At 68.5% G+C, this 12,982-nt stretch carries 14 protein-coding genes and 1 pseudogene; 3 read left to right on the forward strand and 12 right to left on the reverse strand.

What is annotated here, in order from left to right; genetic code table 11:
- Position 1 precedes the first annotated feature (1 nt).
- Complete coding sequence (locus ACZ5GH_RS27230) at positions 2 to 376, reverse strand: hypothetical protein (RefSeq protein WP_464335515.1); 375 nt, start codon at positions 374 to 376, stop codon at positions 2 to 4.
- Positions 377 to 584: 208 nt separating this feature from the next.
- Between ACZ5GH_RS27230 and ACZ5GH_RS27235 the strand changes: the two genes are divergently transcribed.
- On the forward strand, positions 585 to 2,312 hold the full coding sequence (locus ACZ5GH_RS27235) for an IS1634 family transposase (protein WP_464333317.1): 1,728 nt from the start codon (positions 585 to 587) through the stop codon (positions 2,310 to 2,312).
- A gap of 84 nt (positions 2,313 to 2,396) precedes the next feature.
- On the opposite strand, the gene ACZ5GH_RS27240 is transcribed toward ACZ5GH_RS27235, so the two are convergent.
- The 7 genes and pseudogenes from ACZ5GH_RS27240 to ACZ5GH_RS27270 form a co-directional block, all read right to left on the reverse strand.
- On the reverse strand, positions 2,397 to 3,938 hold the full coding sequence (locus ACZ5GH_RS27240; RefSeq protein ID WP_464335516.1) for a phage baseplate assembly protein V: 1,542 nt from the start codon (positions 3,936 to 3,938) through the stop codon (positions 2,397 to 2,399).
- A gap of 3 nt (positions 3,939 to 3,941) precedes the next feature.
- The gene (locus ACZ5GH_RS27245; protein ID WP_464335517.1) at positions 3,942 to 4,559 is read right to left on the reverse strand and encodes a CIS tube protein; all 618 of its coding nucleotides are present in this window, start codon (positions 4,557 to 4,559) and stop codon (positions 3,942 to 3,944) included.
- Between the two features lie 2 nt (positions 4,560 to 4,561).
- Positions 4,562 to 4,723, reverse strand: a complete 162-nt coding sequence (locus tag ACZ5GH_RS27250) for a hypothetical protein (RefSeq protein WP_464336950.1) — start codon at positions 4,721 to 4,723, stop codon at positions 4,562 to 4,564.
- A 324-nt stretch (positions 4,724 to 5,047) separates the two neighbouring features.
- Positions 5,048 to 5,713 (reverse strand): annotated as a pseudogene (locus tag ACZ5GH_RS27255) (eCIS core domain-containing protein); the annotation flags it as partial.
- A 12-nt stretch (positions 5,714 to 5,725) separates the two neighbouring features.
- Positions 5,726 to 6,166, reverse strand: coding sequence for a hypothetical protein (locus ACZ5GH_RS27260; protein ID WP_464335518.1), 441 nt, complete (start codon positions 6,164 to 6,166; stop codon positions 5,726 to 5,728).
- Positions 6,167 to 6,186: 20 nt separating this feature from the next.
- Positions 6,187 to 6,630: a phage tail protein gene (locus tag ACZ5GH_RS27265; protein WP_464335519.1), complete on the reverse strand. Its 444-nt coding sequence runs from the start codon at positions 6,628 to 6,630 to the stop codon at positions 6,187 to 6,189.
- Between the two features lie 6 nt (positions 6,631 to 6,636).
- On the reverse strand, positions 6,637 to 8,532 hold the full coding sequence (locus ACZ5GH_RS27270; RefSeq protein ID WP_464335520.1) for a phage tail sheath subtilisin-like domain-containing protein: 1,896 nt from the start codon (positions 8,530 to 8,532) through the stop codon (positions 6,637 to 6,639).
- A gap of 333 nt (positions 8,533 to 8,865) precedes the next feature.
- On the opposite strand from ACZ5GH_RS27270, the gene ACZ5GH_RS27275 reads away from it, so the two are divergent.
- The gene (locus ACZ5GH_RS27275; RefSeq protein ID WP_464335507.1) at positions 8,866 to 9,345 is read left to right on the forward strand and encodes a hypothetical protein; all 480 of its coding nucleotides are present in this window, start codon (positions 8,866 to 8,868) and stop codon (positions 9,343 to 9,345) included.
- 58 nt (positions 9,346 to 9,403) lie between these two features.
- Entirely contained in the window at positions 9,404 to 10,237 is an 834-nt protein-coding gene (locus tag ACZ5GH_RS27280; protein WP_464335521.1) for a transposase family protein, read from the forward strand.
- 84 nt (positions 10,238 to 10,321) lie between these two features.
- Here ACZ5GH_RS27280 and ACZ5GH_RS27285 read toward each other — a convergent pair whose 3' ends face one another.
- From ACZ5GH_RS27285 to ACZ5GH_RS27300, 4 genes are all read right to left on the reverse strand, one after another.
- Positions 10,322 to 10,681: a hypothetical protein gene (locus ACZ5GH_RS27285; RefSeq protein WP_464335522.1), complete on the reverse strand. Its 360-nt coding sequence runs from the start codon at positions 10,679 to 10,681 to the stop codon at positions 10,322 to 10,324.
- A gap of 634 nt (positions 10,682 to 11,315) precedes the next feature.
- Positions 11,316 to 11,669, reverse strand: a complete 354-nt coding sequence (locus tag ACZ5GH_RS27290; RefSeq protein ID WP_380456145.1) for a hypothetical protein — start codon at positions 11,667 to 11,669, stop codon at positions 11,316 to 11,318.
- 71 nt (positions 11,670 to 11,740) lie between these two features.
- A complete protein-coding gene (locus ACZ5GH_RS27295) occupies positions 11,741 to 11,869 on the reverse strand; it encodes a hypothetical protein (RefSeq protein WP_464335523.1) in 129 nt (42 codons plus the stop codon).
- A 90-nt stretch (positions 11,870 to 11,959) separates the two neighbouring features.
- Positions 11,960 to 12,892: an ISAs1 family transposase gene (locus ACZ5GH_RS27300; RefSeq protein WP_464335524.1), complete on the reverse strand. Its 933-nt coding sequence runs from the start codon at positions 12,890 to 12,892 to the stop codon at positions 11,960 to 11,962.
- Positions 12,893 to 12,982: the final 90 nt, after the last annotated feature.

Below are 12,982 nucleotides of genomic sequence, written 5' to 3' on the forward strand. Positions count from 1 at the left end.
CTCACTCCCCCTTCAGACAGCTTTGGTTGGCGACCGCTTGCAACTTTCCCTGCCCCGGCGGTTTTGGAGGATCGGGTTGCGGAAAGGGAGGGCCGAACCCGTCGGTCGCTGCCGCGAACCCTGCCGTGGTGAGGACTGGTACGCCGTCAACGGTCAGCCGGGTGGCCGATCCGCCGACCGGCGGCCAAACGTTCAGGCATTTCTTCAAGGGCGCCTGATCCTGCTTTTTGCATCCGGTCACGGCGAGGCCGACCACGTCCGGCGCCGTCAGCACGCTCACCCCGGCGACGGTCAGCGCGTGCGCCGCGGTCGGCGTCACGCTGCCCTTGCTCTGACAGGTGAGAGTGCTCGCCCGGGTCAACACCTCTGCACTCATACCGGCCCACTCACATCCATCGTGCCCTCCACCTTCACCCGGACGTCCTGGCCCGCGTTCCGCGTAATTCGGGGGGTCTGGAGTTCCTGCCGGGTTGAAGGTGCAGGTCAGTGGGTTGGTGGCTGGTGACGTAGTCGGATTCGCCTAGAGACGCGATTTTGCGGATTCGCCTGCGCCGACCTGGAGTTGGTCCGTAGGGTCTGGAGTCGTGTACGTGAAGACGACGAAGCGGGAGAACAAGTCCGGCACGGTCCGGTACCTGCACCTGGCCCACAACGAGTGGGATCCGGTGAAGGGCCGGGCGGTCCCGAAGGTCCTGTTCACGTTCGGCCGTGAGGACGACCTCGACCGGGACGCGGTCAAGCGCCTGGTCGCGTCTCTATCGAGGCTGCTGGAGCCGGGTGAGGCACTGGCGTCGACGGCGGCGGGTGACCTGGAGTTCGTCTCGTCGGTCCCGTTCGGCGGCACCTACGTCCTCGACCAATTCTGGCGGCGGCTGAGGATCGACAGGATCGTCGGGCAGGTCGGGCAGCCCAAACGGGGCCGGCGCCGGGACATGTCGGTGACCGAGCGGGTGCTGTTCTCCCTGGTCGCGAACCGGGCCCTGGCGCCGTCGTCGAAGCTGGCCGCCGCGGACTGGGTCACGCACGACGTGCACGTCGAGGGCCTGCCGGCCACCGACGACGACGCCTGCTACCGGGCGATGGACTGGCTCCACGAGGTGACCGACGACCTGGAGAAGCGGGTGTTCGACGAGGTCGCGAACCTCCTCAACCTCGAGGTCGACCTGCTGTTCTTCGACACCACCAGCACCTACTTCGAGCTGGAGGAGGCTGACGAACCCGTTGCCCGCGACGCCAAGGGCCGCCTCCTGACGGATGACGGCCCAACCGCCGAAGAGGACGGCGAGTCCGCGGAGCAGGCCGGGTTCCGCACCTTCGGCAAATCGAAGGACTCCCGCGACGACCTGCCGCAGATCGTGATCGGGATGGCCGTCACCAGGGACGGGATCCCGGTCCGCGTCTGGTCCTGGCCCGGCAACACCGGTGACCAGAAGCTGATCCGGCAGGTCAAGGACGACATGCGGGACTGGACCCTGAGCAAGATCGTGTGGGTCACCGACCGGGGATTCTCCAGCGAACGCAACCGCCGCTACCTCCGCCAGGGCGACCACGCCTACATCGTCGGCGAGAAACTCCGCTCCGGCAGCCCGGAGGTGAAGGCCGCCCTGTCCCGCCAGGGCCGCTACAGCGAGATCGCCGGGAACATGCGGGTCAAGGAGGTGCGGATCTCCGACACCGAACGGTTCGTGATCTGCCACAACCCCGAAGCCGCCACCCGTGACCAGCACATACGCGAACAGCTCGTCTCCCAGCTCACGACCCTGATCGAAGGCACCGACAAGCTCAGCGACTTCAAGCGTGGCGAACTCCGCGGCAAGCTCGCCGACAAGCCCGGCCTCAACCGCTACCTCCGCACCACCCCGGCCGGCAAGCTCCGCATCGACACCGCGAAGATCAAGGCCGAGGAGAACCTCGACGGCAAGTACCTGCTGCGATGCTCCGACCCGCAGTTGTCGGCCGAGGACATCGCCCTCGGCTACAAGCAACTCCTTGAAGTCGAGCGGGGCTGGCGGGACATGAAACAGATCATCGACCTGCGGCCCGTCTATCACCGGCTCGAGGAGCGCATACGCGCACACGTCGTCCTCTGCTGGCTCGCCCTGCTGCTGATCCGCATCATCGAGACCACCACCGACGCGACCTGGACGACCGTCCGCCGCGAGCTCGACCGGCTCCACCTTGGCACGTTCACCGGCCCTACCGGCCTGTTCCGACAGGTCACCACCCTCACCAAGCCCCAGGCCGACCTCCTGGCCAAGCTCGGCATCCCCGCACCGAAGCAGATCATCGCCCTCGAACCCGCACCCCGCTGACCAGCACAAACACCAGCGCCTAGAGAAACGACTCTCAGGCGCCCTCACCTATGTCCGCGCAGGTCACACCCCAGATCCGCAACTCTAGGCCGCTGAATTACGCGGAACGCAGGCCTGGGCGACGATCTCGATGTCGCCGGTCGGGGTGAAGGTGAGCGAGCTGCCCGACTTGTGTTCCACGACCACCTTCTCCATGCCAGGGGTGTCGTCGAGGGTGACGCTGTGGCCGGCCGGGGTCTTGATCCGGCGTACCGTGTTGACCCCCGGCGGGGCGATCACCGGCTTGGCGGTAGTGGTGCTCCACAGCGAGCCGATGACGTACGGCCGGTTGAAGTCGCCGTGCTCGAAGGCCACCAGCACCTGGTCACCCGGGCTGGGCAGGCAGAACATTCCCGCGTCCGGCCCCGACATGGGCGTCACGACGGGCGCCGCCACGACGTCGGGGATGTCGGAGAACCAGGGGAAGCGGATCGCCACCTCGTACCGGGCGGGGTCCGCGGCCACCACCTCCGCTACCGCGACGCCCTGCGGGGACTCGGGCCGGTCCGGCGGGGGATCCTCCGACAGTGCCTTGCGCAGCAACTGCGTAACGTGCGCCCCGGCGCGTTGGGTCACCTCGAACTCGGTGCGGTAGCCCCGTGAGTCCAACGTGTGGACAACCCGCCTCAGCCGGTACATGCCGCTGAACCGCCGTCCCACGCCTCGGACCGCCACGAAGCGGCCCGCGCGCAGTTCGGGCATCCCCATGCAGGTGCCCGTCGCCTCGTACATGCCCTCCAGTAGTTGCTGCAGCAGGGATTTGGCCAGCGCGATCGCGTCGAGCGGCGTGGTGACCGGCTTGCCGCGCACCACCCGCCGGCCCAGCCCGGTCAACGCCCCCAGCGCTGCGCTGCCCAGCCGCTCAAGGATCGCGTCCAGGTCCAGCGCGGTGGCGCTCATCACGCCAACGATGCTCTGGGCGAGTTCCTGGCTGTAGCCGCGTACCACTTGAAGCCCCGCCATTCCGGCATTTGTCACCCGCGGGCTGAAACTCGACAGATTGCTGCCCCACTCCAGCACCGGTGCCGCGGTCTGCGGGCGGGGAAAGCGGAAGTACAACTTGTCCCACCACACATACACGTCGAAGAAGTTGGCCGCCGCGCGTTCCTTGAGCAGCGCCATGTCGGTGGAGGTGCGGTGCAGCACGGTGTGCGGGAAAGGCGTGGGATCGACGACCGGGATCAGACCGGCCTCCAGCGCAATCTGCGCAGCGATGGCGCTGTCGTTGGTGAAGCGGAACGCAGGCCGGTCCGGCATCTCGTGCCGCAGCCGGTGCGACCTGTCGTACCCCCGGATGGTGAACGTGGGCGCACCCGACTCGGGGAAGTCGGGCTCGATCGAGGCGATCTCACCCAGCATCATGGGTGTGAGCCGCCCGCCGTAGCCGATGTGGATTTCGACGCTCTTGCCGAGGTCGAAGAGTGCGGAGTCGGTGAACCGGTTGCCGCTGTTGTCCAGCACGACGGTGAACATGTCAGCCAGATCCAGCGAGTTGTCGTAGCGGACACTGAGCAGGTGGCGGCTCACGTCGGCGGCGAGCGTGGCGCCGCTGACCCTGATGTCGGCTCTGGGTGCGAACGTGTCCATGGCTCACCGGTCCGGGATGACTAGCGGTCGGCCGGGCGGCAGGCGCAGCGGGTCGGGCAGGTGGTTGGCGTCGGCGATCTCTCGCCAGCGGGCCGGGTCGCCCAGGTACGTGGCGGCGAGACCGGGCAGTGTGTCCCGGTCGGTGATGTTGTGCACGGTCGGCGGGCCGACGAAGAAGGCCTGCTGCGTGTCGAACTCCACCTCGGTGTACTCGCGGAAGGTGGCCGACACGCAGGCCCGTACCGGGGTGCCGTCGGGCAGAAACATGGTGAACCGCTGGTCGGCGGCGGCCAGAACGCATCGGAATGCGAACCTTCCCATGACGAACAGCAGCACGGGCGGGGCGAACGTGCGCGGCGCCGGGTCCAGCAGCCGCGCCATCCGCTGGGTGTATGCCCGGACGTCGGTCTGCTGTTCGTAGGTGTCGAAGAACAGTTCCATGGTGAGGGTGCGGGTCCGGCCACGCACGTACTGGACCGGCGAGGCGGCCAGCCCCGGGATCCCGATCTCGGCGAGCTCGTTGCCCTGCTCGATCCGGTACTCCTCGGGGTTGTACAGGACCGGCGTCCGCTCACCGGTGAGGGTGTCGACGATCAGCGCCTTGGAGAGTTGCACGGCCACCGCTAGGCCCCCCGTTCCAACTCGATCGCGAGGTCGGCCCTCAGCTGGCGTGCCGCCTGGTCGCGCAACTCACCGTGCAGTACCTCACGTACCACGTCGCGCAGCGCCCCGGGGTCCAGGGCGGCGGAGGACAGTTCGGCATGCCGGTCGGGACGCGCGGTCATGGGCCGGGCAGCGGGGGCGGCCGGGGCTGTCCCCGGGTGCGCTGACGGGGAGGGCGTCGGCGGCGCGGACACGGGAGGCGTCAGCGGCCATGCCGAAGTCGCGTGGTGCGGCGCCGGGGCTGTCCCCGGGTGTGCTGACGGGGAGGGCGTCGGCGGCCATGCCGAAGTCGCGTGGTGCGGCGCCGGGGGCTGTGCAACCGGTGTACCCATCACGCCATCGAGGTACAGCTGCTCGACGGCAAGTGCGGCCCGCTCCTCCTCGGCCGCGCCCGCCGTGGTCGACCGGTGCGGGGCGCCTCCGGTGCGGCCCGGCTCGGTCGCGTGCCAGAGCTCATGGGCGAGCAGCGCGATATTCTCCGGCCGCGTGGACCCACGGCTCGCGAGGAAGGTCTCTTCCCCGATAGTGACGGCGTCCGCGCCGTACGCTGCGGCGACCCGGTCGGCGTGTTCGTCGTCGTGGATCCGCACCCGGTCCACACCGGGTCCCACCATGGGGACCAGCCGTTCCCGCAGGTCTCCCCGGAGTGGCCGGCCCCTGTCCCCCGGCGGGCGCTGGAGAGAAGCCGGGTTGGTCGGCGCCGGCCAGGTCACTTCCTGTAGCGCCTTGTCCCCGACCGGCGGCATGTAGGTCTCGCTCCGGCGACGCGGGCTCGCCTCCGGCACCGGCAGCGTACGTTCCCGCTCCAGCACCGGCGCGAGCGCGTCCAGCCATCCCGGCCTGGCCGTCCGGCGTGCCCGAAGTGCCCGCGTCTGCGCGGCCAGTCGTTCTCCCAAGGTCGGGCCGTACGCAGCGCCGCCAGAATGCCCGCTGTGTACGGCAACGGGTTCCCGCGTATCCTCTCCTGGCGATACGGCGGGAGGAAGGCCATGGGGTGCCGGGGGTAAGCCGGTTCCCGGTGCTTTCCGGTCACCCCACTCGTCGCGCGTCATTCGGTCACCCCCTATCCACCTGGGCGAGCACGGTGCGCAGCCAGCGGCGGCGCTCGGCATGGTCGAGGTTCATCAGCTCGGTGTGGGTCCAGTGGACATGGCGTCCCAGTTGGGCGACCTCCTGGTAGACCCCTTCCAGGGGGTAGCCACGGATTCCCCCGGCAGGGGTGCCTCCATCTCGAACCCGGCCTCGCAGTGCGGGCAGGTCACCGCCATCACCGGCGGTGACAGGCCGTTGAGGCGGTTGTAGATCTCCTGCAGGTAGGTGAGGTCCTGGGAGAACAGGCTCTCGATGACCGCCGGGTTCACCTCGGGCAGGGTGCCGAGCCGGACCACCACCCGGGCGAGCAGAATCACGATCAGGTACGTGGGCAGCGCCCGCACTCTCGGATCCTTCATCGGCAGGATCTCGTCGGCCGCGGTCGCCAGCCGCATCACCCCGTCGCGGTGCAGCGTGCCCTCGACGTCGAGGTAGCCCAGCGGCAACGTGAACTCGTACTCCGTGCTGAACACGGAACCGTTGTCCGGCACGCTCACACCACCCGGGTGATGCCCTCGTGCACGAGGACGAGTGTTTCGACCGCCGTCTCGTGTCCGATGGCGTTGAAAGCCGGCCCGTCCCACTTGGTCGGCCAGGCGTTGACGAAGTTCCAGCGCACCACCTCACGCTTGTTAGCGAGGTCGTACACGACGATCGAGCCGTTCTTGCGCTGCACCCGGCCCTCGATGATGGCCTGGCGCCACTCCCACAGTTCGGTGGAGTCGGTCAGCCCCCATTTGAGGGTGATGTCGGAGTAGGTGGTCTTGCCGGGACCCTTGAGGACGGTCGTGTTCTGGCCGCCCTGCCTGGTCTCGATCACCTCGGTGACCGACTCGATGCCGGTGCACTCCATGAAGCTGGCCTGGGCGATGCCGTCCAGCTCGACCAGGAAGTTGAAGTTGACATACGGGTCGACCCGCAATCCTGTCTGCACCATCGCGGCCTAGCCCTCCTGTACCTGGGAACCACCTTGCGACATGCCGATCCGGACCTCCACGAACTCCGCGGGCCGGACCGGCGCGACCCCGATGTCCACCACGAGCCTGCCGAGATCACGGACGCCGGCCGGGTTGTTCTCGTCGTCGATCTTCACGTAGAAGGCTTCGGCGGCGGTCGCGCCGAACAGTGCGCCGTCGCTCCACACCCGGGTGAGGAACTCGTTCACCGTATGTTGGACCCGCTTGCGCAGCGACAGGTCGTTGGGCTGGAAGACCGCCCAGCGCAGCCCCTCCTGCAGGGACTCCTCAATGAAGAGAAACAGACGGCGCACGTTGACGTACCGCCAGGTCGAATCCTGCCAGGGCGCGATGGTCCTAGCCCCCCACACCACCGGCCGCGTGCTCCCGGCGAACGCCTGGATCACGTTCACCCCGTTGTCGTTCAGCTCACCCTGCTCGGCCACGTCCAGAACCCGCGTCACGCCGAACGCACCGGCGATCGGCTCGTTCGCGGGCGCCTTGTGCACCCCCTGCCGGGCGTCGCTGCGCGCGTACACTCCGGCCAGGTGGCCCGACGGGGGTACCGCCACCGTGCCGCGGCCCGCCGGATCGGAGATCACCAGCCACGGGTAGTACAGCGCCGCGTAGCCGTGCTCGGACGTCAGCTGTTCCCTGTATGCCAGCACCCCGTCCTCCGCCAGCGCGGATGTGGCGTCCGGAGCGTCAAGCACTGCGAACCGGTCGCGCATCTTCTCGCAGTGATCCACCACCTTCTGCTGCACGGTGGGCAGCCTCACCGCGTCCGGCACGCAGACGATGTTGACGTCACCGACCCGCTCCAGTTCGGCCAGCGCCGCCTCGTACACGGCGAGCTCGATGCCTTCGCCCCTGTCGGCCTCGCCGCCGGCCAGTGAGGTCGCGGCGAGGACCGCCGGCAGGTTGGCTGGCGCCGCGTGGGTGCCAGGTTCGTCCGGCAGCGCGACCTCGATCAGCGTGGAAGAGACCACCCCGGCGAAGTAGCGGCTGTGGCGGGGGTCCATCGACAGGTTGTTGAAGGCCTCGGGGACGGCGTTCGGGCTCGTGACCTGCAGCGAGAACTCGGCCGAGGTCACCACGGGTGGCGCGGTGTAGGCGTTGACCAGTGCCTCGCCGATCTCGATCACGTCTCCGCTCACCCCCTCGACGACGACCGACTCGCTCGTGTCGGCCTGCTTAAGGGTGAGCAGGGTGCCCCGTTCGATGCCCTGCGGCTTGTCGACGCGGAAGCGCCGCTGCCCCGGCTTGAGGTCGGCCGTGCGTACCGTCTTGTCCTGGACGCTGTCGGCCAGAGGGGCCGTCAGAATGAGCTCATTGCCGCGTACCCGGTCGATCTCCGCGAACGTGCCGTCGATGTCGACGAGGTCTCCGGGGACGAATCGCCTGGCCTCCTCCACCGTGGGCATCGTGACCACTCTTCCCGCGGCGGATGCGTGCGCCACCTCCGCCTGCAGCACCTTGGCATCCCCCACGATCCGCGCGTCACCGACAGCGACCTTGATCGCGTTGCCCGCCGGGCCGTCGTCCCGCGCCCGGACGACCAAGGCTGTGGCCGCCGGCGTCCCCCGGTCGTTCAGGTCCAGTGACGCCTGGGTGGCCGTGCCGATCCGCACCACGTACGCGACAGTGCCGCCGTTGTCGAAGAACCCGCGCACTGCGTGCGCCAGGTAGCGCCGCGGGGCGGTGATGTAGTCACCGAACTGCGCCGTGAACTGCGTCCAGTTAGTGACCTTTATCGGTTTCCCCGTGGCTCCGCGCAGTGCCGGTCCGATGAAGGCCGCTGTGCTCGTGCCGACTCCGGTGACGGGGCCGGCGACGGTCAGGGGTTCATCGACATAAACACCTGGCGCTCGGTGGTCCCCCATGCAGGCCTCCTGGCGTGTTGTGAAACTCGAACCCCTTATAACCAAGGTCGCTGTCGGGGGCATGAGTACTGACCTACTCATATCTGAGCGTGCGAGCCATACCCGGAATGAAGCACGGTCTTTCATGGTTCCTCTAAATGGCGCATTGAGCTCGGTTCATGTTGAAGCTGCAGGGTCACGGGCTGGCATGGGTTGCGGCTGGGTGCTCGTGCTGGTGGGGGCCGTGATCGGTAGCAGGTGATCGTCTGCCGCGCGACCGCTTCGCCGGAATCGCTCTGCCGGGCCGTAGCCGCCGCGTACGCTCCGTGGGAGGGGCGCGGGAAGGGGACGCTCGTGGCGGATGTGCTGGTGTGGGTGATGCAGCGTCGGGTGGTGCTGGCCGACCGTGCCGAGCGGCTGCGCAAGGAGCTCGCCGAGATCGACGCCGAGGTCGCCCGGTTGGAGGCCGCGGAGGTGGTGTTCGGGCAGTTCGCCGACGCCCAGCGGGCCGGGACGGCCGACGACCCGGCCATGGCCGAGGAGTTCGGGCGGGTCACAACCTCGCCGGGGGCGGGCGGGATGCTGCTGGTCCCGCACCGCGAGGACGGTATGGACCCCAGCACGCTGCCCGCGGACTACCAAGCGATCATGAAGATCGTGACGGCGGCGTCGGAGCCGGTTCCGGCCAAGGATGTCAGCGTCAAGCTCGGCAGGGGCACTGGACCCGGGCAGGTCGAGCCGGTCCGCGACAAGCTCAAGCGCCTGGCGGACCGGGGATGGCTGCACCGCACCCCCGCTGGCCGCTTCACCGCCCTGCCCCTGACTTCCGCATGACCTGTACCGGCTGAATTTCGGCGTAACGCAAGAGCCCCCGGCGGAAGTTGGGGATTCCATGCGAAAGAAAACCAGCCCCGCCGAGGGCCCTGACGGCCTTGTCTACCAGTGCCGCCTGGAGCTGTCCAGCGCCACCTTGGATCTGGTCTGCGGCCTGATCCGCGGCCATCTGAAGAAGATCGGCTCGCGCTGGCGAAAGCTGCCGCCCGGGAAGATCGCCCTGATCGTCCTCGCGGTCCTGCGCCACGACCAGCGGCTCTCCGACATGGCGGGCGGCAACGACATCTCCGCCTCTACGGTCCGCCGCTGGCTATTGGAGGTGATCGAACTGCTGGCCGCGCGGGCCCCGCGCCTGGACCGCGCCCTGAGGAGAATCACCCGCACGGGTGGTGTTGTTGTGCTGCTCGACGGCACCTTGGTCCGCACCCGCCGACGCACCGGGGACGAGAACCGGTCGAACTACAGCGGCAAGCACAAGGCCCACGGCCTGCTGTTCCTGGCCCTGACCGACGAGCGGGGCAACCTGCTGTGGATCTCGGCGTCGAAGCCGGGCCGATCCAGTGAGATCACCACCGCCCGCCACAACAAGATCACTGCCCACCTGCGGGACGCCGGCCTGGGCGCCCTGGCCGACCTCGGCTTCGTCGGCCTGGACGACGATCCCGGCGACCCGGTGATCATCACCGGTCGGCGGGCGACGCGCGGCCATCCGCTGACCGCCGCCCAGAAGGAGGCGAACCGGCTGGTCAGCCGCGAACGCGCGGCCAACGAGCACGGCTTCGCCGGCTTGAAGAACTGGCGAATCCTCACCAAAGTCCGCATGAACGCCCGGCACGCGACCACGTTGCTGCGGGCCCTCCTCGTGCTGACGAACACCGAGGTCCAGCGCTGACGGACGATCACCTGCTACCGATCACGGTCCCCACCAGCACGAGTACCCCAGCCGCGACCCATGCCAGCCCCGTGACCTGCACTTTCAAGTTGAACCGAGCTCATTGGGGCCAATGCCATGTCGCCCGTTCGAGCACTGACGAGCTGGTGCGTGCCAGGCGGTCAGGTGGTCGGCGACGGTCTGGTTGGGGTCGGCGTTGAAGCCGCCGGCCTGGCCCTCGATCTTCCGGCGCAGGGCGGTTCGGGCGGCCTCGGCGGTGGGGTAGCCGCCGCGGCGGACGATGTTGCGCCGTTGGTCGGGGGAGGGCAGGTCGAGGGAGAAGGTCCAGGTGCCGTGATCGGGGTCGGCGGCGAGCTTGGGGCAGAGGGTTCCGAGCTGCTTGCCGTTGTGGTCGCGGCAGCCGCACCGGCGGAAGACATGCCCGGCGTGGGCTGCGGAGCGCATGATGATCGCTCCCAATGATGGTTGGGTGGGTTGCCATGCCATGGTCGCGTGACTGGTATCAGCGGTGGGGAACCACGTACTCACCCTGCGCTCACGGCGTACGGAATGGCCGTCCGACCTGCGGCGCTCCCTTGTCGTGGCGATAAGTGCGATCGAGCTTGGGCATGGCAGCACCTCGTGGATCTCGGAGGGGCGCGCCATGTGTCGTGATCGTCCTGACCAGTGCCTTGATCGGATAATCCTGGGCAATACGGTCACGGCCTCTGTTGTTCGTCGCGTCGTGGGTACGGTCCGCTCTGTGAGCGTCAGTACGCTTGGCCGTCGCTGGCTTGATGTGTGGGGTGTCCGTGTCGGATGGCGCTGCGGCGGTCACGGCAGGCGTGACGCCGAAAAACGGTGTTGTCCATCAGGTGCATACCGGCAGTATGGCGGGGCCCGGAGATTCGGGCGATGATCAGTCAACTCGCGCCTTCAACCAGGCCGAACGCGCGGATCACCGCAGAGAACCCACGCGAATGAGAATTTGACGTGCCCCCGATGCAGGGCCGTTGCAAAGTTCGGTGATCTTGTGTGACTGAGCGCTTCAGCTGGCCAGTGAGTGGTCGAGGTGGCCGGTTGAGCGTTCGGCTCGCTGTCAGTCGTCCTCGGGCCGGACGCGGCCGCCTCGGGCGCATGCCAGCACCGTCGTGGCTGCGGCGTTGAAGAAGAGCATGAACCCCCAGGCGCGATCCGCTGTCTGGATCAGGCCGATGCGCAAGGGTTCGTCTCCTGCTTGTTCGAGGATCCCAACGGTCTCGGTGAGGCCGAGCGTCGCGACCCCGCGCCTCTGGGTGGTCCGGAGGCGGCGCCGGTAGACGCCGAAATGCTGGTTGGCGGGGATGAGGCTGTCCCAGACCGTGAAGGTGCCTCCGGAGAGCAGGGCGTCGCGTGCGGGGCCGCAGGCCGGCGTCTGGTCGGCGAGCATCTCGGCGAGGTCGTCGCGTGTCATGCGACAGATCCTGCCGGGCGTTGCTCAACTGGCCAACTGAAATGCTCAGTCACATCTTGTGACTGTGCTGGTCAGGCGAGGCCGAGGAGGTCGAGCGGGCGGCTGAAGGGCTCGTAGGAGGCGTGCCGGAGGCCGGCGGCGATGTTGCGGTGCCCGTGCCGCCGCAGCGTGTTGATCGCCAGGTTGCGGAGGGTCGCCATGTTCTCGGGTCCATGGCCGGTACGGATCTTCGAGGTGTCCTCACGGAAGGCGGTGTCGCGGACGAAGTGCAGCCGGTTCTCGATGGTCCATTACGACCTGGCCAGCCGGCCGAGGCGCTGGGGCGAGGCCTGGTGCGAGGTCAGGTCGGTGATCGCGTAGATGGTCTGGCGGCTGACGATGCCGGTCTTGAGGTCGGTGCGGTAGCGCAGGATGCGTGCGGCCTGGACGGCGTGGGGGAAGTCCAGGTCGAGGTCGGTGACGGTGAGGGCTCTGGTCACACGGGTCTCCTTGCGGCCGTGGCCGGCCTCGCGGTCGTAGTGGCGTGCGGTGACCTCCTTCCACGGCAACGACCGCAGCCTGCGATGCAGTTCGGGCTGGTTGGCCTTGACCACCAGCAGGTAGTGGGCCTTCTTCTCCTCGACCAGGAAGCGAACGTGGGCGCGTTGGGTGTGCAGGGCATCGGCCGTGACCGTGATTCCGGTCAGGCTGTAGGGCTTCAGTAGCGAGGCGAAGCAGGTGATCTCGTTGGTCTTGTCGGGAACCCGCAGCTGGGTGACGGTCCGGCCATCGTCGGTCATCGCGGCCAGCAGGTGGGCGGCGGGCGAAGTGTCGTGTCGGGAGCCGCGGGCCGTCTTGCCGTCCACGGCCACCGATTCCGAGCCGACCGGATCGGCGCCGGTCAGGTCGGCCAGGCCGCCCGGGCAGACCAGAGCGATGACTCGCCGGATCGTGGCGGCGCTCGGTGCGACGCGCATGCCCAGCGCGCCTGCGACCCTGGCGCCCAGCCGGACCAGGGTGTGCTGCGGAGCGTTCGCGGCCCACTGGCCGATGGCCGCGTACGAGCGCGCGCCGGAAACCACCGCCGAGGCGGCGACCAGGAGCACCGCCACGAACGGGTGACGCACCCCTCGCCGTCGACGCGGATCGGGCAGCAGCCGCAACCGCTCCACCAGCGACAATCCTGCCACGCCGTCCAGAGCGGGCGACTTGATCAGGCAGACGGTGGCAGACTGGCGGCACATCGAAGCTCCGGCGGCTCAGGGCGACTTGGGAAGGTCACCCCGTTCAACCGGAGCTTCGTTGCGTTCGTGACGGGCCAGGCCCGGACCCCT

The organism is Kitasatospora sp. Xyl93, assembly GCF_055383135.1.